Here is a 19355-nt window from a genome sequence, read left to right as displayed (position 1 = left end):
GATGGCCGAAGGCGTGAAGTGGGAGCGGGCCGGTCTGGTGGGCGCCGCGATCGGTGTGGTGGCGGCGGGCGCCGCGGCCGGGGTGGCGATCGAGCGGGCGACCGTCGGCCGCGGGATGCGCAGGAAGGCGCGGCTGGCGCTGGACGCGACGGGGCCGTACGGCAGCCTGCGCGGGCAGCCGGGCACCACCGTCGCCGAGGACGGCACGGAGCTGTATTTCGAGACGGAGGACGCCGACCCGCCCGAGGCCACCGGGGAGCGCCGCAGCCGCAAGTGGCTGCGCCGCCGCGCGGGCCTGCCGCGCCCGGTGACCGTGGTCTTCTCGCACGGCTACTGCCTGACCCAGGACTCCTGGCACTTCCAGCGGGCGGCGCTGCGCGGCAGCGTCCGGGCGGTGTACTGGGACCAGCGCAGCCACGGCCGCAGCGAGCGCGGTGTCGACCAGCTCGCGGGGGAGCCCGCCACGATCGACCAGCTCGGCCGTGATCTGAAGGCCGTGCTGGACGCCGCGGTGCCGGAGGGCCCGGTGGTGCTGGTCGGCCACTCGATGGGCGGTATGACGGTGATGGCGTTCGCCGACCAGTTCCCCGAGTACGTACGGGAGCGGGTGGTGGGTGTGGCGCTGCTGTCCACGTCGGCGGGGAAGCTGGCGGCGGTGACGCTGGGTCTGCCGGCCGCGGGCGCCCGGGCGTTCCGGGCGCTCGCCCCGGGCGTGCTGCGGCTGCTGGGCAGCCAGGTGGACCTGGTGGAGCGGACCCGGCGGGCCACCGCCGACCTGTTCGCGGGGCTGATCAAGCGCTATTCGTTCGGCGCGGAGGTGGACCCGGCGGTCGGGCGGTTCGCGGAGCGGCTGATCGAGGCGACGCCCATCGATGTGGTCGCCGAGTTCTACCCGGCCTTCACCGAGCACGAGAAGAGCGACGCGCTCGCCGTGCTCGACGGATTGCCCGGCCTGGTACTGGCGGGGGACAAGGACCTGCTGACGCCGGTCGCGCACAGCACGGAGATCGCCGAGCGGCTGCCGGACGCGGAGCTGATCGTGGTGGAGGGCGCCGGGCACCTGGTGATCATGGAGCGGCCCGAGCTGGTGAACGCCGCGCTCGCGGTGCTGATCGCGGAGGCCGCGGACTCGGTCCGGTCGCCGGTCCCGCAGGGGTTGCGGGACCTGGCCACGGTCGGTGACGCGTAGCATTCGGGTACATGGGTACACCGCACGACCCGCACTTGGCCGGGCCCGCACTGGACGCTCCCGTACTGCGGACCACGATCCGCACCCCCGACCGCATGCGCGAGCTGGGACGGCGGCTCGCCGCTGTGCTGGCCCCCGGTGACCTGGTGCTGCTCAGCGGCGAACTGGGCGCGGGGAAGACCACGCTGGCCCGCGGGCTGGGGGAGGGCCTGGGCGTACGCGGCGCCGTCACCTCGCCGACCTTCGTCATCGCCCGCGTCCACCCCTCGCTCACCGGCGGCCCCGCCCTCGTCCATGTGGACGCCTACCGGCTGGGCGGCGGGCTCGACGAGATGGAGGACCTGGACCTCGACGTGTCGCTGCCCGAGTCCGTGGTGGTCGTGGAGTGGGGCGACGGCAAGGTCGAGGAGCTGTCGGAGGCCCGTCTGCAGGTCGTCATCGGCCGCACCCTGGGCGGCGCGTACGCGGAAGCCGCTGGTGACGGCGGTGCCGACGCGGACGCGGGCGCGGGAGAGGACGCGGAAGGCGACGGGGACGACGTCCGCGAGGTGACCGTGACCGGCGTCGGTCCGCGGTGGCTCGGCCAGGACTTCTCGGGCCTGCTGGAATAGGAGGTTCCGACAGGCTGTCGGGAAGATGTTGCGCGGGGGCGGGCGGGCGTGGTCTGCTGGTCCCAGGCGCCTTTGTTAGGGCTGCCTAACTTCCGTCTGCCCGGAGGTGCGTATGTCGGCCCACGACACGCCGGACCAGCAGCTCAACACCCGTGACCGTACGGCCGCGGCCCCGTCGATGAGCGATCTGCTGGCCGCGGGCGCCGCCGCCCGCGCGCTGTGCACGCCTCCCGCGGACGCCCCGTCGCCCCTGCGGGAGAAGCCGGACCACGCGGACCGCGATGCCGCCTAGCCGCCGGCCGCCCCGCAACCGCGCTCTGGCACCTCTGTGCCGCGTCTGTGCGTACTCCGAACGGGTGAATTCGCCGAGTCGCGGCTACTGACTGACCTTCCGACTACCTGACGACCTCGACCGTGGCCCCGATCGTCGCCGTCTGCCAGAGCGCCAGGGCGTCGTCGCGGGACTCGCGGATCGCGGCCGTCTTCTTCCTGTCGCCGGGGGAGGACAGGGAGCCGCTGGCGGTGGCGCTGAAGCCGACGTTGGTGCCGCCGGCGGAGGCGAACAGGACGACGTACTCGACCTCGGCGCCGTCCCCGCCGGTGCCCTTGGCGCGGCGGGCGAAGACCCGGTGGGTGCCCTTGCCGGGGGCGATCTCACCGGGGACGACGGCGTAGCTGCGCAGCACCTCGTCGTCGTCGCCGACCAGCCAGACCCGCTTGCGCGCGACGCTGTAGACCACCCGCCGGCCGACGCCCGAGCGGTCGGGGAGCGGGTGGCGGGCGGCGGCGCTGCCGGGGGCCGGCGCGGCCGCGGCGGGGGACGCCGAGGCCGGGGCGCCCGCCCCGGTGGACCGGTCGGACGGTGAGCCCGCTGCCTGGACGGCGAGGACGAGGACCGCGCCGAGGGCCGCCGCGGTGAGTCCCGAGACAAGGGTGCCCGACTTGATCCTGGCCACGGCCGTCCTCCGCTGCATTCATGGCATTTGTCCGAGTTGACGGTAGCAGCCGCTCCGCCCGCGGCCCTGCCCCCGGGAACACGAGCCGTACCCTGGGGGCGTGCTGCTGCTTGCCTTCGATACCGCCACCCCCGCCGTCACCGCCGCGCTGCACGACGGGGAGCGGGTGCTCGCCGAGTCGACCGTCGTGGACGCGCGCCGCCACGGCGAACTCCTGGTGCCCACCGTGGACCGGGTGCTCGGATCGGCGGGCCGCGTGCTCGCCGACGTCAGCGGGATCGTGGTCGGCGTCGGCCCCGGCCCGTACACCGGGCTGCGCGTCGGCCTGGTGACCGCCGCGGCCTTCGGCGACGCGCTCGGCGTCCCCGTGCACGGCGTCTGCACGCTGGACGGGCTGGCCTGGGCCGCCGGGGAGGCCGGACTCGACGGCCCCTTCGTGGTGGCCACCGACGCCCGCCGCAAGGAGGTCTACTGGGCGCGGTACGACGGCCCCCGCCGCCGTACGACGGAGCCCGCCGTCGACCGCCCGGCCGAGATCGCCGACGCGGTGGCGGGACTGCCCTCGGTCGGCGCCGGAGCCGCGCTCTACCCGGACGTCTTCACCGACCGCCGCCCCGACCCCGACCACCAGTCCGCCGGCGCGCTCGCGGCGCTGGCCGCGCACCGGCTGGCCACCGGCGAGCCGTTCGCCCCCGCGCTCCCGCTCTACCTGCGGCGCCCCGACGCGCAGGTACCCGCCGGGTACAAGGCGGTACTGCCACGGTGAGCGAGGTGACGCTGCGGGAGATGCGGTGGTGGGACCTGGACGCCGTACTCGCTCTGGAGCACGACCTGTTCCCCGACGACGCCTGGTCGCGCGGCATGTTCTGGTCGGAGCTGTCGGACGCCCGGCACCCGGCCGCGACCCGCACCTACGTCCTCGCGCAGGAACCCGACGGGCGGACCGTCGGCTACGCCGGGCTCGCCGCGATCGCCGGCACCGGTGACGTACAGACCATCGGCGTGGCCCGCGACCACTGGGGCACCGGCCTCGGCGCCCGGCTGCTGGCCACCCTGCTGCAGGCCGCGACCGACGCCGAGTGCCACGAGGTGCTGCTGGAGGTACGGGTGGACAACTCCCGCGCCCAGCGCCTCTACGAACGCTTCGGCTTCGAGGCGATCGGCTTCCGCAAGGGCTACTACCAGCCGGGCAACGTGGACGCCCTCGTCATGCGGCTGGCCGACCCCGCTTCTTCCGTGACAGGCATCCGAGAAACTGAGATCCATGGCTGACGAACCCCTTGTCCTGGGCATCGAGACCTCGTGCGACGAGACCGGTGTCGGCATCGTGCGCGGGCACACCCTGCTGGCCGACGCGGTCGCGTCCAGCGTCGACGAACACGCCCGCTACGGCGGCGTGGTGCCGGAGGTCGCCAGCCGGGCGCACCTGGAGGCGATGGTTCCCACCATCCAGCGGGCGCTGAAGACGGCCGGGGTCAGCGCGCGCGACCTCGACGGCATCGCGGTGACGGCGGGCCCCGGGCTCGCGGGCGCGCTGCTGGTCGGGGTGTCGGCGGCCAAGGCGTACGCCTACGCACTGGGCAAGCCGCTGTACGGCGTCAACCACCTGGCCTCGCACATCTGCGTCGACCAGCTCGAACACGGCGCGCTGCCGGAGCCGACGATGGCGCTGCTGGTCTCCGGCGGGCACTCCTCGCTGCTGCTGGCGCCCGACATCACCGGCGACGTACGCCCGCTGGGCGCGACGATCGACGACGCGGCGGGGGAGGCGTTCGACAAGGTGGCCCGGGTGCTGGGGCTCGGCTTCCCCGGCGGCCCTGCCATCGACCGGCACGCCCGCGAGGGCGACCCGAAGGCCATCGCGTTCCCGCGCGGGCTGACCGGCGGCCGCGACCCGCTGTACGACTTCTCGTTCTCGGGGCTGAAGACCGCCGTCGCCCGCTGGGTGGAGGCCCGCCGCAGGGACGGCCAGGAGGTGCCGCTCGCCGACGTCGCCGCGTCCTTCCAGGAGGCGGTGGTGGACGTGCTCACCCGCAAGGCCATCCGCGCCTGCCGGGACAACGGCGTCGACCACCTGATGATCGGCGGCGGCGTCGCCGCCAACTCCCGGCTGCGCAGCCTCGCCCAGGAGCGCTGCGAGGACGCGGGCATCCTGCTGCGGGTGCCGCGCCCCGGGCTGTGCACCGACAACGGCGCGATGGTCGCCGCGCTCGGCGCCGAGATGGTCGCCAGGAACCGCCCCTCGTCCACCTTCGAACTGCCCGCCGACTCCTCGCTGCCGGTCACCGAGGTCTCGGTCCCCGGCCACACCCACGAGCACGGCCCCGAGGGCGCCCACGGCCACGGTCACGATCACGGCCACGATCATCTGCACGAGCTGAGCAAGGGCAACCTGTACGGATGACCGTCACGTTGATGTGGGAGGCCGCCGCCGCCGAGGGGCGCGGCCCCGAACTCCTCGCCTGGGCACGGGAACAGAGCAGGACCCTGCCCGGCACACCGCTGCGCCGTGAGTTCCTCACCGCGCCCGACGACCGGGTCCTGGTGCTGACCTGGTGGGACGTGCCCGCGGCCGACCGCGCCACCGGGCTGCCGGAACTGCCGGAGCCCGCCGCGGAGTTGGTCCGCCGCCCGGTGCACCGCTGGCGCTTCACGTCGGTCTCCGTGGAACCCGGGGCCTGAAACTCGCATCGTCCAGGGTGAGGGCGCGGCCGGAGGGTCGTGCTCGCCCTCGGCCGCGCTCCCGCAGGTGGTCCACAGCACCGACGTAGGGCCACTGACATGCGTATCAAGCGAATACTCCCGCTGCTGGCCGCGGCCGGCGTCCTGCTCACCGCGGGCTGCTCGTCCTCCGGTTCGTCACCGTCTCCCGCCGCGACCACCGCGTCCACCGGCGCCGCGGGGAAGTCCACCGGAGGCGGCGGGGACGACGGCAAGGGCGAGGGGAAGAACGGCGACGCGGCGCGGGCGGCGGCCTTCCGCAAATGGGGCGTCACCCCGCTGGCACCGCCGCCGGCGCCCCCCGCCGTGAAGCCGGTGCACACCGGCGGCGCCCAGATACCCGTGGTCAGCGACGTGCCCACCACCCAGAAGATCGTGTTCGTCACCTTCGACGACGGCGCCGAGAAGGACCCGAAGTTCGTCGCGATGATGCGGGACCTGAAGATCCCCTTCACGATGTTCCTGACCGACGCGATCATCAGGAACGACTACGGCTTCTTCAAGCCCCTCCAGGGGCTGGGCAACCACATCCAGAACCACACCCTGACGCACCCCAACCTGCGCACCGAGTCGCTGGCCCGGCAGAAGTCGGAGATATGCGGCCAGGAGACGAAGCTGACGCACGAGTACGGCACCGCGCCCGGCCTGTTCCGCCCGCCCTACGGCAACTACAACGCCGACACCCGCGCCGCCGTGAAGTCCTGCGGCACCCTGCGGGCGATCATCCTGTGGCGCGAGTCGATGCAGATCAAGAAGGTGCAGTGGCAGCGCCCCGACCACAAGTACCACCCGGGCGACATCATCCTGGCGCACTTCCGCGGCCCCAGCGAGCTCAAGGGCGAGTCGATGACCAAGATGGTCGCCTACATGCTCAACGAGATCTCCCGGCAGGGCTTCACCGTGGCCCGGCTGGACGACTACGTCTGAGCCGCGGTCATTCCGGCTCCGCCACGGACGCGGGCCCGCCCAGCAGCATCGACGGCGCCCCGGCCACCCGGGTCAGGAAGACGGTCGCCGCGTTCGGCCCCCGCGGCTTCACCCGGCGCCGCAACTCCTCGGGCTCCACCGCCGATCCGCGCTTCTTCACCGTCAGCACCCCCACTTCGCGCTCCCGCAGCAGCGCCTTGAGCCGCTTGAGGCCGAACGGCAGCACATCGGTGATCTCGTAGGCGGTGGCGTACGGCGTCGGCCGCGGTGCGTCGGTGGTGACGTAGGCGATGGTCGGGTCGATCAGGCCGCCGTCGAGCGCCCGCGCGACCTCGGCGACCAGATGCGCGCGGATGACCGCGCCGTCCGGCTCGTAGAGGTAGCGGCCGACCGGGCGCACCTCGGGGTCGGGCAGCGGGGCGGCGGTGCACAGCGAGGCGCCGTCCGGCAGCAGGGTGGCCCGTACCGCGCCGGGGGTGGTGCCGAACCACAGCGCCGCCTCCTTCACGTCGCCGCGGTCCGAGACCCACTCGGCCTCGGCCTGCGCGGGCACCGCCTCGTGCGGGATGCCGGGCGCGACCTTCACCGCCGCGAAGGGCACCGCGCGGGCCGCGCCGAGCGCCCACGACAGCGGCGGTGAGTACGCCTCCGGGTCGAAGGTCCGGCCGCGGCCCGTGCGGCGGGCCGGGTCGACGAAGACCGCGTCGTACCCGGAGGTGTCCACCTCGGCGACATCGGCGCAACGCACCTTGATCAGGTCGGCCAGGTCCAGCGCCTCGGCGTTGGCGCGGGCCACCGCGCAGGTCAGCGGGGAGCGGTCGACGGCCAGCACCTCGATCCCGGCGCGCGCCAGCGCGATCGCGTCACCGCCGATCCCGCCGCACAGGTCGGCCAGCCGCCGTACGCCCAACGCCTTGAACCGCGCGGCGCGGTGGGTGGCGACCGAGGTACGGGTCGCCTGCTCGACACCGTCCGGCGTGAAGTACATCCGGTACGCGTCGGCCGCGCCGAACTTCGCCACCGCCCGCTGCCGCAGCCGTGCCTGCCCGAGCGCGGCCGACACCAGGTCCGCGTCGTGGTCGCGGCGCAGCCGGGTCGCGGCGGCCAACTCGTCGGCCGGGTCGTGGTCGCGCAGCGACGCCAGCAGCGCCTGCCCTGCCGGGCTCAGCAGCCCGTCGATTCCCTCGCTCACCACTCCATTGTCCCCGGGCGCGGGGAGCTGCCGGGGACAATGCAAGCAGCGCGCCTGGCACTCCGCTTGACCGAGTGCTAAGAGCGTCCTAGTCTCGGTTCTGGCACTCGACACCGCTGAGTGCCAGCAGACAGCGACGGGCAGGTCCGGCACCCGCGACGACGGGCCTACCAGGTCGCCGACCCTGACGAACACTCCCGTGAGCCCTTTGAAGGGGGAGGTCGGATCGTGACGACCGCCAGCACCAAGGTTGCCATCAAGCCGCTTGAGGACCGCATCGTGGTCCAGCCGCTCGACGCCGAGCAGACCACGGCCTCCGGCCTGGTCATCCCGGACACCGCCAAGGAGAAGCCCCAGGAGGGCGTCGTCCTGGCCGTCGGTCCGGGCCGCTTCGAGGACGGCAACCGCCTGCCGCTCGACGTCGCCGTGGGCGACGTCGTGCTCTACAGCAAGTACGGCGGCACCGAGGTGAAGTACAACGGCGAGGAGTACCTCGTCCTCTCGGCTCGCGACGTCCTCGCGATCGTCGAGAAGTAAACCTGCTTCACCGCAGCTCTGATCCCGCCCCGGGTTTCCGAGTCCTCCGGACCGGGTCCCCGGGGCGGTTTCTTTGACCGTCCTTGACGATGACGATGACGAGTAGACGAGGTAGTGCACAGGCATGGCCAAGACCCTGAAGTTCGACGAGGACGCCCGTCGCGCCCTTGAGCGCGGCGTCAACAAGCTCGCCGACACGGTGAAGGTGACCATCGGCCCCAAGGGCCGCAATGTCGTCATCGACAAGAAGTTCGGCGCCCCCACCATCACCAACGACGGCGTGACCATCGCCCGTGAGGTGGAGCTGGAGGACCCGTACGAGAACCTGGGCGCGCAGCTGGTGAAGGAGGTGGCGACCAAGACCAACGACATCGCGGGTGACGGCACCACCACCGCCACCGTGCTGGCCCAGGCGCTGGTCCGCGAGGGCCTGCGCAACGTGGCCGCGGGCGCCTCCCCGGCCGCCCTGAAGAAGGGCATCGACGCGGCCGTCAAGGCCGTCTCCGAGGAACTGCTCGCGACCGCCCGCGCGATCGAGGGCAAGGAGGACATCGCCGCCGTCGCCGCGCTGTCCGCCCAGGACAAGCAGGTCGGCGACCTGATCGCCGAGGCGATGGACAAGGTCGGCAAGGACGGTGTCATCACCGTCGAGGAGTCCAACACCTTCGGTCTGGAGCTGGACTTCACCGAGGGCATGGCCTTCGACAAGGGCTACCTGTCGCCGTACTTCGTCACCGACCAGGAGCGGATGGAGGCCGTACTCGACGACCCGTACGTCCTCATCCACCAGGGCAAGATCGCCTCGATCCAGGACCTGCTGCCGCTGCTGGAGAAGGTCATCCAGGCCGGTGGCTCCAAGCCGCTGCTGATCATCGCCGAGGACGTCGAGGGCGAGGCCCTGTCCACGCTGGTCGTCAACAAGATCCGCGGCACGTTCAACGCCGTCGCGGTCAAGGCGCCCGGCTTCGGTGACCGCCGCAAGGCCATGCTCGGCGACATCGCCACCCTCACCGGTGCGACCGTCATCGCCGAGGAGGTCGGCCTCAAGCTCGACCAGGCCGGTCTGGACCTGCTGGGCACCGCCCGCCGCGTGACCATCACCAAGGACGAGACCACCATCGTCGACGGTGCGGGCGACAAGGCCGAGATCGAGGGCCGGGTCGGCCAGATCAAGGCCGAGATCGCCGGCACGGACTCCGACTGGGACCGCGAGAAGCTCCAGGAGCGCCTCGCGAAGCTGGCCGGCGGCGTCTGCGTGATCAAGGTCGGTGCGGCCACCGAGGTCGAGCTGAAGGAGAAGAAGCACCGTCTGGAGGACGCCATCTCCGCGACCCGCGCCGCGGTCGAGGAGGGCATCGTCTCCGGTGGTGGCTCCGCGCTCGTCCACGCCGTCAAGGTCCTCGAGGGCAACCTCGGCAAGACCGGCGACGAGGCCACCGGTGTCGCGGTCGTCCGCCGCGCCGCGGTCGAGCCGCTGCGCTGGATCGCCGAGAACGCGGGCCTGGAGGGCTACGTCATCACGGCGAAGGTCGCCGAGCTGGACAAGAACCACGGCTTCAACGCGGCCTCCGGCGAGTACGGCGACCTGGTGAAGGCCGGCGTCATCGACCCGGTCAAGGTCACCCGCTCCGCCCTGGAGAACGCGGCCTCCATCGCCTCCCTCCTCCTGACGACCGAGACCCTGGTCGTCGAGAAGAAGGAAGAGGAGCCCGCCGAGGCCGGTCACGGCGGCCACGGGCACTCGCACTGACGCGGTTCCCTTTCCGACGGGTGAGGCCCGGCGTCCCTTCGGGGATGCCGGGCCTCACCCGTTGATCGCGTCCGGTGTCAGCCGGGCATCTGGACGACGCCGAGCTGGCGCATCATGCCGAGCGCGTCCCAGTGCCACCAGCCCTCGACCATCTTGCCGCCGGAGAAGACGAACGTGGTGGTGCCGGTCATCCCGACCCGCTTGCCGGTGGGCGGCATGCCGAACGCCTCACCGGTGTTGGTGCCGCTCCAGCTCCAGCGGGTGACCACCCTGTTGCCCTCGGCGATCTGGTCCTCGATGGTGAACGTGAAGTCCGGGAAGCCGCGCCGGTAGGCGAGGGTCTTCTCCTGCGCCTCCTTCACGCTGTGGGTCACCTCGTCGGTGCCGACGTCATGCTCCGTGTAGCCCTCGGCGAACAGCTCGTGGAAGGGTGCCGGGTCCTCGCGCCCGCAGACCTCCAGCAGGAAACGGCGCACCGCCGCCTTGTTGAGCTGGTCGTCGCGGACGACCTCCAGATCGGTGAAGGTCGGCATCTCGTCGCAGAGCGCCACCATTTCCTGGAAGATCCGGTCGGTCTCCGGCAGGCCGGAGTTCTTCATCGCGTCCTCGTACGAGGGGAACTCGACGATCTCCACGTAGTGCCCGTCGCCGGAGCGGTCCTTCCCGACGACGGCATGGGTGGCGGTCCGCTTGCCCTGCGTCGCCTCGACCCATGAGTCCATGAGCCGGTTCATGTCGTCGTACTTGCTGGTCTTGCAGTCGATGAGCTGGACGAATGTCATGGCGCCTCCTTCGGATCCACGCCTGTCCTCGCTCCATTTTAGGCGTTTTTGTCCTGTTCACGCCCTGGCGCCTTGGGGTCGTAGCGGCGGCCCGCCTTGGTCGAGACGCCGCCGAAGAGGCGGGAGGGGACGTGGCGGGCCACGGCGACGGCGACCTTGTAGCGGGCGTCGGGCACGCTGATCCGCTTGCCCGCGCCGAGATCGCGCAGCGCGGCGGCCACCACCTTGTCGGCGTCGAGCCACGCCCAGTCCGGTACGTTCCCGGCGTTCATCCCCGCGCGGGCGTGGAACTCGGTACGGACGAAGCCGGGGCACAGCGCGAGGAAGCGGATGCCGCTGCCCGCCAGGTCCTGGGCGACGCCCTCGGTGAAGCGGACCACCCACGCCTTGCTCGCCGAGTACGTGCCGCGCGGCATGAAGGCGGCCACCGACGACACATTGATCACCGAGCCCCGGCCGCGCTCGCGCATGGGCCGCGCGGCGGCGCTGGTCAGCCGCAGTACGGCCTCGCAGTGCACGGTCAGCATGCGCAGCTCGTCGGCGAGCGGGGTGTCGAGGAAGGTGCCGCGGTTGCCGAACCCCGCGTTGTTGACCAGCACGTCCACCGGCCGCTCCCGGTCCGCCAGCCGCCGCTCCACGGCCGCGATGCCGTCGTCCGTGGCCAGGTCCGCCGCCAGCACCTCCACCTCGACGCCGTACCGTTCCCGCAGCTCAGCCGCGCTCCCTTCGAGCCGCTTCTCGTCCCGCGCGACCAGCACCAGCCCATGCCCGTCCGCCGCCAGCCGCCGCGCAAACGCGGCCCCGATGCCTGCTGTCGCACCCGTAATGAGGGAAGTCGTCATCCCCGCAGGTTAGGCGGTGCGCTTGCGTAAGACGGTGCCCCGTCTTTAGGGGCGCGGGGAACTGCGCGGCCCGCCCCCACCGGCCGGTGGTCCGAGAACAACCGATCTGCCCCTCTGGGGCCGGTGGTGACCTGCAGGAGCGCGACGGCTGGTCGCGCAGTTCCCCGCGCCCCTATCGGGGCACTACCGGGCGAGGCGGGTGCGGATGTGGGCGCGGTCTTCCGGAGGCAACGCCTCCAGCTCCGCGAGGAGGGGGAGGAGTTCGGGCCGGGTGGTGAAGGCGCGAAAGGCCAGGGCCACCGTCACTTCGTGGGCGGGGCGGTGAACCACCGCAAGGGCGTCGCCCGCCCGCAGTTCGCCGGGCGAGATCACCCGGAGATACGGCCCGGGAAGGGCCTGCTCGGTGAACCGCCGGATCCAGCGCCGCTCGTCGAGCCAGCCCGCGAAGGTCGCGCAGGGGATCCGCGGGGCGGAAACCTCCAGCACCGGCCCGTCGGCGCCGATCCGCCAGCGCTCGCCGATCAGCGAGGAGTTGACGTCGATACCGGCGGTCGTGAGGTTCTCGCCGAAGGCGCCGTTGTCCAGGGTGCGGCCCAGTTCCCGCTCCCAGTGGTCGAGGTCCTCGCGGGCGTACGCGTACACGGCTTGGTGCGTACCGCCGTGGTGCTTGACGTCGTAGACCCGGTCGCCGGCGAGGCCGACGTCGCCGTTGCCCTTGGGGCCGGGCGCGGTGACCGCGACCGGGCCGGTGACGGGCCGCTTGTCGATACCGGTGGCCTCCAGCCGCTTCCACGGATTGGGGCGGGGGCGGCCCACGTTGACACTCAGCAGCTCCATGCGGCGCACCGTACCTCCAGCGCCTGGGGCGGCGCAGCCGCGTTTTCAGGTCTCGAGCAGATACGGCGTGGTCACGCTCAACTGCGTGAAACCGAGCCGCTTGAGGATCGGGCGGCTGTCGTCGGAGGCGTCGACCTGGAGGAAGCGGTATCCCCGCGCGGCGGCGATCTCGGCCCGGTGGGCGACCAGGGCGCGGTAGATGCCGCGGCCGCGCCAGGCGGCGACGGTCCCGCCGCCCCACAGGCTGGCGAAGTCGGTGCCGGTGTGGAACTCCATCCGCGCCCCGCAGACCGGCACGTCACCGGCCATCGCCAGCACCATGCTCACGGTGTCCGGGCTGGTGGCGATCTGGTCCAGCATCCGCTGGCGCAGCCGGCCGGCGCTGGTGCCGAACGCCTGCTCGTGGACGTCCGCCAGGAGGTCCACCCCGGCGGCGTCCGTCACCGGCACGATCCGCACGCCCTCGGGCATCCGGGCGTCGGTGGCGAGCTCCGCGACCTCGGCGACCATCAGGGCTTCCGGCTCCTCGGGGGTGAACCCGGCCGCCAGCAGCCGCTCGCCGAGGTCCGCGGGCCGGTCGTGGGAGTAGAGCTTCCACTCGAACTCCCGCCCCGCGGCCTCCGGTGTGGACAGATACGCCAGCTGCTCGGCGATGGCCCGGTCGGCGGTGGATTCGTCGAGGTCCGACCAGATGACGCCGGTCCAGTCGTGGGTGGCGGCGCCGGTCTGCCGGACGACACCGCCGAGCCGCTCCACCCTGGTGCCGGAGGCGTCGGGCGGCGCGTCGCGGCGCATCTGGGCGTCGAACAGGGCGAGTACGTGTGAGGAGTCCATCCGGGCATTGGAACACCGGCCCCGCCGCGGCGCCACGGGATTTCCCTGGTCAGCCGCCGTGGGCGCGCAGGGTGTCCAGGACGTGGTCGACGTCGGCCGCCGTGTTGTGCAGATGCGTGGAGAACCGCAGATTGCCCGCGCGGGAGGAGAACCGCACTCCGGCGGCGGTGAGCGCGGCCGCGGCGGACTCCGGCAGGCCGGCGACCGCGACGATCGCGGACACACCGGGGACCGGGTGGTGGCCGAGGCCCGTGAGGCCGTCGCGCAGCCGGGCGGCGAGCGAGGTGGCGTGGGCGTGGATCGCGGGGACGCCGAGCTCCTCGACGAGGGCCAGCGACCGGGCGGCGCCGACGTACGGCAGATACGCGGGCCGGGCGTCGAACCCGCGGGCACCGGGCGCCAGCCGGGCGACGGGGCCGTAGCAGTCCGCCCACGGGTCCTCGGCGGCGTACCACCCGGCGAAGGCGGGCGACAGGGTGTGCTCGGCGTCCTCGCGGACGGTGAGGAAGCAGGCGCCGTGCGGGCTGACCAGCCACTTGTAGCCGTGGGTCACCACGTAGTCGTAGTCGTCGGCGCACAGCGGCAGCCAGCCGACGGCCTGGGTGCCGTCGATCAGGGTGCGGGCGCCGTGCGCGGCGGCGGCCGAGCGGATCGCGGGCAGGTCGGCGACCCGGCCGTCCGCGGACTGCGCGGCGCTGACCGCGACCAGCGCCGTCCCGGGGCGCACGGCGTCGGCGAGCGACTCCAGCGGCGCGATCCGCAGCTTCAGGTCGCCGCGGCCCGCGAAAGGCTGCACCACGGAGCTGAAGTCGCCGTCCGCGACCAGCACTTCGGCGCCGGGCGGCAGCTGTACGGCGATCAGCCCGACGCTCTCGGCCACGGTGCTCGCCAGCGCGACCCGTTCGGTGGCCACCCCGGTGATCCTGGCGTACGACGCGCGGGCCGCGGCGACGGCGTCCTCGTACCCGTCGACATCCGGCGTCCCGGCCGCCCACGCCTCGACGGCCTGCCGCAGCGCGTCGGTGGTCCGGGCCGGGGCCAGTCCGTGGGCGGCGGTGTTGAGGTAGACGGAGCCGGCGGTGTGGGCGGCGAACTCCGCGGCGAGTGTGGCGTGGAAGGCGTCCATGGAATGCAGCCTGGCCCTCGACAGCCTCAAAGTCTATTGCCGATATCTATCGGATAAACCTAAGCATCGCTTATGGTTGCCGGATGATCGAGGCTCGTCATCTGAGGGTGCTGCGCGCTGTGGCCCGTACCGGTTCGTTCTCCGCGGCGGCGCGCGACCTCGGCTGTACGCAGCCGGCCGTCAGCCAGCAGATGAAGGCGCTGGAGAACTCCGCGGGCACCCCGCTGCTGGTGCGCGGCAGCCGGGAGATGCGGCTGACCGAGGCGGGCGAGGCGCTGGTACGGCACGCCGCGGGCATCCTCGCCGGGCTGACCGCGGCCGAGGAGGAGGTCGCCGCGATCGCCGGGCTGCGCGCCGGCCGGGTGCGGCTGGCGTCGTTCCCCTCGGGAAGTTCCACGCTGGTGCCCGGCGCGGTCGCGGCCATGCGGGCTCAGTACCCGGGGACCAAGATCTCGCTGGAGGAGGCCGAGCCGCCGCGCTCGGTCGACATGCTCCGGGCAGGCGACTGCGACATCACGCTGGCGTTCCGTTACGTGGATCTGCCGACGCCCGCCGAGGAGTCCTGGGACGACCTGGTGGTACGCCCGCTGCTCACCGACCGGCTGGTCGGCGTGGTGCCCGACGGCCACCGGCTGGCCGACCGGGGCGGGCCCGCGGAGATCGCCGACCTCGCGGACGAGGAGTGGATCGCGGGCTGCCCGCGCTGCCGCCGTCATCTGGTGGAGGTGTGCGAGCGCGCCGGTTTCACCCCGCGGATCGACTTCGCCACCGACGACTACCCGGCCGTGGTGGGCCTGGTCGCCGCCGGTCTCGGCGTCGCGGTACTGCCGGAGCTGGCGCTGGAGTCGGTACGTCACAAGGGCGTGGCCGTGATCGAGGTGCGGCCGCGGGTCGAGCGCGAGGTGGTGGCGCTGACTCTGCCGGACCTGGCGCAGGTCCCGGCGGTCGACATGATGCTCGGCCGTCTCGCGCGGGCGGCCCTGCGCTAGGGCGGGTCGGACCCGGGGCCCATCGGCCCCGGGCGGCCGGGGGAGCCTTAGAAGAATCGATTCTTCACTGGTTCTGCGGGCTGAGTACCCGGTTGCGCGAACGGCCCATCATGGCCTCGCGCTCATCCTCGGTCAGGCCGCCCCAGACGCCGTAGGGCTCGCGCACGGTCAGGGCGTGCGTGGCGCACTCGGCGCGTACCGGGCAGCGCATGCACACCTCCTTGGCCGACGCCTCGCGCGCGCTGCGGGCGGCGCCCCGCTCGCCTTCGGGATGGAAGAACAACGAACTGTCGACGCCGCGGCAGGCCGCCACGAGTTGCCAGTCCCAGAGATCGGCGTTGGGGCCGGGAAGGCGGGAGAAGTCTGCCATTGCTCATCCCCTCGAAGGGTGCGTGAAGGTCGTGAGGCTTGACCTCTCGACCGTACATCCACAGTCGTAGTAGATGTAAATATGACTCATCGCCAATCTAGTGGCGAATAGCCCGCAAGACCCAAAAGAGCGTCCAAACAGTGCAAACTCCGGCATAACACCCGTTCGGCAGCATCCCGGTAGGGCCGCTCGGCCGCAGGCGAATCGTTCCGTCCCATTATTCGCCCCCCTCTCACCCGTCTGACCTGCGGCGTGGGCGATCCGTGCGTGCATGATCACGTAGAGTGCCGATCGCGACGACCAAACTTCGTAACTCTTTCGGGTGAGGGTCGTTGATTGAGGCGGAAGTGGTTGGCGGACAAGTGATTCGGGCAGTTGCCCGAGGCCGTCAGCCCCACGGTGACGATTCGCACAGCCTGGAGGCACAACGTGACGCGGTTCAGCTTCGGAGGGCGGTCATGACTTCCGTCCTCGTCTGCGACGACTCCCCGCTCGCCCGAGAGGCCCTCCGCCGTGCGGTGGCGACCGTGCCCGGCGTCGAGCGCGTAACCACCGCGGCCAACGGCGAGGAAGTCCTCCGCCGCTGGGGTGCCGACCGCTCGGACCTCATCCTCATGGACGTCCGGATGCCCGGCCTCGGCGGGGTGGAGACGGTGCGGCGGCTGCTGTCCGCCGACCCCGGCGCCCGCATCATCATGCTCACCGTCGCCGAGGACCTGGACGGCGTGGCCCTGGCCGTGGCCGCCGGTGCGCGCGGTTACCTGCACAAGGACGCCTCGCGCGCCGAGCTGCGGGCCACCGTGACGCAGGCCCTCGCCGACCCGACCTGGCGGCTCGCCCCGCGCCGGCTCCGCTCGGCCGAGATGGGCGCCGCGCCCACCCTCACCGCCCGCGAGATCCAGGTGCTGGAGGGCATGAGTCACGGCCGCTCCAACGCCGAGATCGGCCGCGAGCTGTTCCTCTCCGAGGACACCGTGAAGACGCACGCGCGGCGGCTGTTCAAGAAGCTCGGCGCATCGGACCGCGCGCACGCCGTGGCGCTCGGTTTCCGCTGGGGCCTGGTGCGCTGACCGCCTGGCCGTGACCCCTCATGCGCGCGTCCGGGAGGGCGGCGGCAGCGGCGAAGTCGCCCACGAGTCCTCGGTTTCCCGGGGGAGGACGCATGCTTGATGTATGGACTTCCTCGGGGATCGGCGGGGGCTTCACATGGCGGAGATGACAGCGTCGGCTTCGGCCGCCCATAACGCTTCGGTGCAGAAGTACGGCCGCGATGCGGCGGATCGTCCCGTGGCGAGGCACCATGGGGGGATGCGCGACGACGACACTCCGGCCATCGGTGCCCTAGTCCGGCGCGCAGTCGACGGCGACGAACAGGCCACGCACGACCTTCTCGCGCACGTCCACCCCCTGGCCGAGCGGTACTGCCGCACCCGGCTGTCCCGGCTGCCGGGTGACGCCCGGCACTTCGTGGACGACCTGGCGCAGGAGGTCTGCCTGGCGGTGCTCTGCGCGCTGCCGCGCTACCGCGACCTGGGGCGGCCGTTCGAGGCGTTCGTCGTCTCCATCGCCGCCCACAAGGTCGCTGACCTGCAACGGGCCGCCATGCGCGGCCCCGGCAGCACCGCGGTGCCGTCCGACGAGATGCCCGAGAAGCCGGACGACTCGCTCGGCCCCGAGGAGCGGGCGCTGCTCAGCAGCGACGCCGCCTGGGCCAGAAAACTCCTCGGCAACCTCCCCGAGCACCTGCGCGAGCTGGTGCTGCTGCGGGTCGCCGTGGGGCTGAGCGCCGAGGAGACCGGCCAGATGCTCGGCATGTCCCCCGGGGCCGTCCGGGTGGCGCAGCACCGCGCGCTCAGCCGGCTGCGGGCCCTCGCGGAGGAGACCGCGGGCGCCAGCACCGCGGGCGACCCGCGCGGCCTGACCGCGTAACCGCCGCGTCTCCCGGTACGCCGGGCCGGTGGCGGGTGCCCGTGACGGGCGTCCGTGGTCGGCGCCGATCGGCGGCGGCGGAGGAATACCGGCGAAGCCACTACCATTGAACAACTCGCCGGGCAAGACCATTCGGGAAGGTGTCATGACGCTGAACGCCGACGGAGTAGCTGAGAAGTTCGCCACACTCGGACTGACCTACGACGATGTGCTGCTCCTGCCGGGGGCGTCCGAGGTGCTGCCGAACCAGGTCGACACCTCGTCGCTCATCTCCCGCAACGTGAAGGTGAACATCCCGCTGCTGTCGGCGGCGATGGACAAGGTCACCGAGGCCCGGATGGCCATCGCGATGGCCCGCCAGGGCGGCGTCGGCGTGCTGCACCGCAACCTGTCGATCGAGGACCAGGTCAACCAGGTCGACCTGGTCAAGCGCTCCGAGTCCGGCATGGTCAGCGACCCGATCACCGTACGGCCGGACGCCACCCTCGGTGACGCGGACGCGCTCTGCGCGAAGTTCCGGATCAGTGGTGTGCCGGTCACCGACGAGTCGGGGCGGCTGCTGGGCATCGTCACCAACCGCGACATGGCCTTCGAGAGCGACCGCTCCCGCCAGGTCCGCGAGGTCATGACGCCGATGCCGCTGGTCACCGGCAAGGTCGGCATCTCCGGTGTGGACGCGATGGCGCTGCTGCGCCGCCACAAGATCGAGAAGCTGCCGCTGGTCGACGCCGACGGCAGGCTCAGCGGCCTGATCACCGTCAAGGACTTCGTCAAGGCCGAGCAGTACCCGAACGCGGCCAAGGACGCCGAGGGTCGGCTGCTGGTCGGCGCGGCGGTCGGGGCCAGCCCCGAGGCGCTGGAGCGGTCGCAGGCGCTGGTCGGCGCCGGGGTCGACTTCCTCATCGTGGACACCTCGCACGGCCACAACAGCAACGCGCTGAACTGGATGGCCAAGATCAAGTCCAGCGTCGGCGTGGACGTCATCGGCGGCAACGTGGCGACCCGCGACGGCGCCCGCGCGCTGCTCGACGCGGGCGTGGACGGCGTGAAGGTCGGCGTCGGCCCCGGCTCGATCTGCACGACCCGGGTGGTCGCGGGCATCGGCGTCCCGCAGGTCACCGCGATCTACGAGGCCGCGCTCGCCTGCCAGGACGCGGGTGTGCCGGTGATCGGCGACGGCGGCCTGCAGTACTCCGGCGACATCGGCAAGGCGCTGGCCGCGGGCGCGAGCAGCGTCATGCTCGGCAGCCTGCTCGCGGGCTGCGAGGAGTCGCCGGGTGAGCTGATGTTCATCAACGGCAAGCAGTTCAAGTCCTACCGGGGGATGGGGTCGCTCGGCGCGATGCAGTCTCGCGGGCAGGGCCGCTCGTACTCCAAGGACCGGTACTTCCAGGGCGAGGTCTCCTCCGACGACAAGCTCGTGCCCGAGGGGATCGAGGGGCAGGTGCCTTACCGCGGCCCGCTGGCCGCGGTACTCCACCAGCTTGTCGGTGGTCTTCGCCAGACCATGGGCTACGTCGGTGCCGCGCACATCTCCGAGATGGAGAGCAAGGGGCGCTTCGTCCGGATCACTGCCGCGGGGCTCAAGGAGAGTCACCCCCACGACATCCAGATGACCGTCGAGGCCCCCAACTACCACGGCTGACGCCGCAGTGCCCCGAAGGGGCGCGAGGAACTGCGCGACCAGCCGTCGCGTGGCTGCAGGTCACCACCGGCCCCAATGGGGCAGACGCGTTGTCTCCCGACCACCGGGCCGGTGGGGG

Annotated in this window: 22 protein-coding genes; 14 read left to right on the top strand and 8 right to left on the bottom strand. The window is 72.3% G+C overall.

Annotation, left to right across the window (positions count from 1 at the left end):
* Nucleotide 1: 1 nt before the first annotated feature.
* From AB0M29_RS01580 to AB0M29_RS01570, 3 genes are all read left to right on the top strand, one after another.
* The gene (locus tag AB0M29_RS01580) at nucleotides 2-1189 is read left to right on the top strand and encodes an alpha/beta hydrolase (RefSeq protein WP_365377305.1); all 1188 of its coding nucleotides are present in this window, start codon (nucleotides 2-4) and stop codon (nucleotides 1187-1189) included.
* Nucleotides 1190-1284: 95 nt separating this feature from the next.
* A complete protein-coding gene (gene tsaE, locus AB0M29_RS01575; protein WP_365377660.1) occupies nucleotides 1285-1800 on the top strand; it encodes a tRNA (adenosine(37)-N6)-threonylcarbamoyltransferase complex ATPase subunit type 1 TsaE in 516 nt (171 codons plus the stop codon).
* Nucleotides 1801-1912: 112 nt separating this feature from the next.
* Nucleotides 1913-2092: a hypothetical protein gene (locus AB0M29_RS01570; protein ID WP_365377302.1), complete on the top strand. Its 180-nt coding sequence runs from the start codon at nucleotides 1913-1915 to the stop codon at nucleotides 2090-2092.
* 103 nt (nucleotides 2093-2195) lie between these two features.
* Here the strand turns inward: AB0M29_RS01570 and AB0M29_RS01565 are convergent, their stop codons facing one another.
* Nucleotides 2196-2756 (bottom strand): L,D-transpeptidase, encoded by a 561-nt coding sequence (locus tag AB0M29_RS01565; protein WP_365377299.1) that lies wholly within the window; start codon nucleotides 2754-2756, stop codon nucleotides 2196-2198.
* Nucleotides 2757-2856: 100 nt separating this feature from the next.
* On the opposite strand from AB0M29_RS01565, the gene tsaB reads away from it, so the two are divergent.
* From tsaB to AB0M29_RS01540, 5 genes are all read left to right on the top strand, one after another.
* Entirely contained in the window at nucleotides 2857-3522 is a 666-nt protein-coding gene (gene tsaB / locus AB0M29_RS01560; RefSeq protein ID WP_365377296.1) for a tRNA (adenosine(37)-N6)-threonylcarbamoyltransferase complex dimerization subunit type 1 TsaB, read from the top strand.
* Nucleotides 3519-4028, top strand: coding sequence for a ribosomal protein S18-alanine N-acetyltransferase (rimI, locus tag AB0M29_RS01555; RefSeq protein ID WP_365377293.1), 510 nt, complete (start codon nucleotides 3519-3521; stop codon nucleotides 4026-4028). The genes tsaB and rimI overlap by 4 nt, the downstream gene beginning before the upstream one ends.
* Nucleotides 4021-5160: a tRNA (adenosine(37)-N6)-threonylcarbamoyltransferase complex transferase subunit TsaD gene (gene tsaD / locus AB0M29_RS01550; RefSeq protein ID WP_365377290.1), complete on the top strand. Its 1140-nt coding sequence runs from the start codon at nucleotides 4021-4023 to the stop codon at nucleotides 5158-5160. Before rimI ends, tsaD begins: the two co-directional genes overlap by 8 nt.
* Nucleotides 5157-5438, top strand: coding sequence for a hypothetical protein (locus AB0M29_RS01545; protein ID WP_365377287.1), 282 nt, complete (start codon nucleotides 5157-5159; stop codon nucleotides 5436-5438). The genes tsaD and AB0M29_RS01545 overlap by 4 nt, the downstream gene beginning before the upstream one ends.
* A 99-nt stretch (nucleotides 5439-5537) precedes the next feature.
* The gene (locus tag AB0M29_RS01540) at nucleotides 5538-6404 is read left to right on the top strand and encodes a polysaccharide deacetylase family protein (RefSeq protein ID WP_365377284.1); all 867 of its coding nucleotides are present in this window, start codon (nucleotides 5538-5540) and stop codon (nucleotides 6402-6404) included.
* A 7-nt stretch (nucleotides 6405-6411) separates the two neighbouring features.
* Here the strand turns inward: AB0M29_RS01540 and AB0M29_RS01535 are convergent, their stop codons facing one another.
* Nucleotides 6412-7596 carry a class I SAM-dependent methyltransferase gene (locus AB0M29_RS01535; RefSeq protein WP_365377281.1) on the bottom strand — a complete coding sequence of 395 codons (1185 nt, stop codon included), beginning with the start codon at nucleotides 7594-7596 and terminating at the stop codon, nucleotides 6412-6414.
* A gap of 228 nt (nucleotides 7597-7824) precedes the next feature.
* Here AB0M29_RS01535 and groES point away from each other — a divergent pair, with 228 nt between their 5' ends.
* Nucleotides 7825-8133 (top strand): co-chaperone GroES, encoded by a 309-nt coding sequence (gene groES, locus AB0M29_RS01530; protein WP_075017238.1) that lies wholly within the window; start codon nucleotides 7825-7827, stop codon nucleotides 8131-8133.
* A gap of 124 nt (nucleotides 8134-8257) precedes the next feature.
* Nucleotides 8258-9883 carry a chaperonin GroEL gene (gene groL / locus AB0M29_RS01525; protein ID WP_365377278.1) on the top strand — a complete coding sequence of 542 codons (1626 nt, stop codon included), beginning with the start codon at nucleotides 8258-8260 and terminating at the stop codon, nucleotides 9881-9883.
* A gap of 77 nt (nucleotides 9884-9960) precedes the next feature.
* On the opposite strand, the gene AB0M29_RS01520 is transcribed toward groL, so the two are convergent.
* The 5 genes from AB0M29_RS01520 to AB0M29_RS01500 all read right to left on the bottom strand — a co-directional run bounded on the left by AB0M29_RS01520 (nucleotide 9961) and on the right by AB0M29_RS01500 (nucleotide 14304).
* A complete protein-coding gene (locus AB0M29_RS01520) occupies nucleotides 9961-10665 on the bottom strand; it encodes an ester cyclase (RefSeq protein ID WP_365377275.1) in 705 nt (234 codons plus the stop codon).
* A gap of 38 nt (nucleotides 10666-10703) precedes the next feature.
* Nucleotides 10704-11507: an SDR family oxidoreductase gene (locus AB0M29_RS01515; RefSeq protein WP_365377272.1), complete on the bottom strand. Its 804-nt coding sequence runs from the start codon at nucleotides 11505-11507 to the stop codon at nucleotides 10704-10706.
* 183 nt (nucleotides 11508-11690) lie between these two features.
* Nucleotides 11691-12344 carry an MOSC domain-containing protein gene (locus tag AB0M29_RS01510; RefSeq protein ID WP_365377270.1) on the bottom strand — a complete coding sequence of 218 codons (654 nt, stop codon included), beginning with the start codon at nucleotides 12342-12344 and terminating at the stop codon, nucleotides 11691-11693.
* Between the two features lie 45 nt (nucleotides 12345-12389).
* Nucleotides 12390-13178 (bottom strand): GNAT family N-acetyltransferase, encoded by a 789-nt coding sequence (locus tag AB0M29_RS01505; protein WP_365377268.1) that lies wholly within the window; start codon nucleotides 13176-13178, stop codon nucleotides 12390-12392.
* 49 nt (nucleotides 13179-13227) lie between these two features.
* Nucleotides 13228-14304: an aminotransferase class V-fold PLP-dependent enzyme gene (locus AB0M29_RS01500; protein ID WP_365377266.1), complete on the bottom strand. Its 1077-nt coding sequence runs from the start codon at nucleotides 14302-14304 to the stop codon at nucleotides 13228-13230.
* A gap of 83 nt (nucleotides 14305-14387) precedes the next feature.
* Between AB0M29_RS01500 and AB0M29_RS01495 the strand changes: the two genes are divergently transcribed.
* Complete coding sequence (locus AB0M29_RS01495; protein ID WP_365377263.1) at nucleotides 14388-15293, top strand: LysR family transcriptional regulator; 906 nt, start codon at nucleotides 14388-14390, stop codon at nucleotides 15291-15293.
* Nucleotides 15294-15357: 64 nt separating this feature from the next.
* Here the strand turns inward: AB0M29_RS01495 and AB0M29_RS01490 are convergent, their stop codons facing one another.
* Nucleotides 15358-15663 (bottom strand): WhiB family transcriptional regulator, encoded by a 306-nt coding sequence (locus AB0M29_RS01490; RefSeq protein ID WP_365377260.1) that lies wholly within the window; start codon nucleotides 15661-15663, stop codon nucleotides 15358-15360.
* A gap of 458 nt (nucleotides 15664-16121) precedes the next feature.
* Here AB0M29_RS01490 and AB0M29_RS01485 point away from each other — a divergent pair, with 458 nt between their 5' ends.
* The 3 genes from AB0M29_RS01485 to guaB all read left to right on the top strand — a co-directional run bounded on the left by AB0M29_RS01485 (nucleotide 16122) and on the right by guaB (nucleotide 19237).
* A complete protein-coding gene (locus AB0M29_RS01485) occupies nucleotides 16122-16733 on the top strand; it encodes a response regulator transcription factor (RefSeq protein ID WP_003948568.1) in 612 nt (203 codons plus the stop codon).
* 238 nt (nucleotides 16734-16971) lie between these two features.
* Nucleotides 16972-17592 (top strand): sigma-70 family RNA polymerase sigma factor, encoded by a 621-nt coding sequence (locus tag AB0M29_RS01480; protein ID WP_365377258.1) that lies wholly within the window; start codon nucleotides 16972-16974, stop codon nucleotides 17590-17592.
* A gap of 145 nt (nucleotides 17593-17737) precedes the next feature.
* Entirely contained in the window at nucleotides 17738-19237 is a 1500-nt protein-coding gene (guaB, locus tag AB0M29_RS01475; RefSeq protein WP_365377256.1) for an IMP dehydrogenase, read from the top strand.
* Nucleotides 19238-19355: the final 118 nt, after the last annotated feature.

Origin of the sequence: Streptomyces sp. NPDC051976 (assembly GCF_040680795.1) — a bacterium.
In the GTDB taxonomy this organism is placed as follows: domain Bacteria; phylum Actinomycetota; class Actinomycetes; order Streptomycetales; family Streptomycetaceae; genus Actinacidiphila.
Note: the sequence above shows the minus strand (reverse complement) of the source record. Positions and strands in the feature narration are given on the sequence as shown.